Source organism: Acinetobacter sp. YH01024, from assembly GCF_013420195.1.
Lineage (GTDB): Bacteria > Pseudomonadota > Gammaproteobacteria > Pseudomonadales > Moraxellaceae > Acinetobacter > Acinetobacter amyesii.
On record NZ_VOYQ01000111.1, the window covers coordinates 1 to 1,040 of the forward strand.

Below are 1,040 nucleotides of genomic sequence, written 5' to 3' on the forward strand. Positions count from 1 at the left end.
CATTATTCGCAGCAACTTTTTCCCTTTCCCCTTGTGCCATCAACCCCATCGAATCGACCCATTGATTCGGATCGCTCACATAAATTGAATTATTTAACCCACCAAACAACCCAATCGGATCTTTACTTACATACCTTGCACTATGCGGCTCATAATATCTGTAACGGTTATAATGTAAGCCTGTTTCGTGGTCGTAATATTGTCCTTGAAAACGAATATTGGTTTGCTCCAAAAAGTTTTCACTGGTCTTAATCTCTAAAGCTGTCCCCCACGTATCCTGTTTAATTTCCCAAATACACTCACCCAACTCATTACTCAGCGTTTGTGGTGTGCCCACTTGGTTGCAGTGATAAAACGCTACTCGCTCTAATTCAGCTCTGTTCTTTCTCGTTTCTGTTTTCCATACAGGGTCTTTATAAATTGAGTAAGGTTCACGTTGGAATTTTGAATAGTCTGGGGTCTCAATCAGTTTGATAAAGCCTGTATAGCCTGTTTGGAGTAATGGTACAAAACTCTTTGCTTCATAGACATAATGCTTAGTATAGTTTTCATCAGCATTATTAGATTGCTGAGACTCCCAAATCATCAAGTCACCGTCCCAACCAAATAAAGTCAGGGTTTGTGCATTTGGGTTTTTCTTAAATAAGCGTCGGCCAAATACATCATAACCATAGTCAGTCACCTGACCCTGATGATCACTGCGAATCAATCTATTCAGGTTATCCCACGTCAGTTTTAATGTTTTTCCTGCATGGCTAGTTTCAATCACATTGCCTTGCGCATCGTATTTATAATTTTTGCCTTTATATTGCGATATCAAATTGCTTTTCACTTGAGATGCATGCGTGGCAATTGGGTCAATCAAATTTCCTGCTGGGTCAAAAGCAAAGTTTTCTGTTTGATGTAGGCTTTTACTCTGTGTTAAACGGCCAATTGCATCATACTGATACGTCAGCTTACCTAATCGGCTGTCATCTACTTGGGTGAGCAAATAATTTTGATCATATTGATAATGTCGTTCTGCTTGATGCTGTGTGCGA

1 protein-coding gene is annotated in these 1,040 nt (G+C 39.7%); it reads right to left on the minus strand.

The features are described 5' to 3' along the window. Positions 1–1,040: RHS repeat domain-containing protein (locus FTT88_RS17110; protein ID WP_180174138.1), on the minus strand; the 1,040-nt coding region annotated here is incomplete at both ends.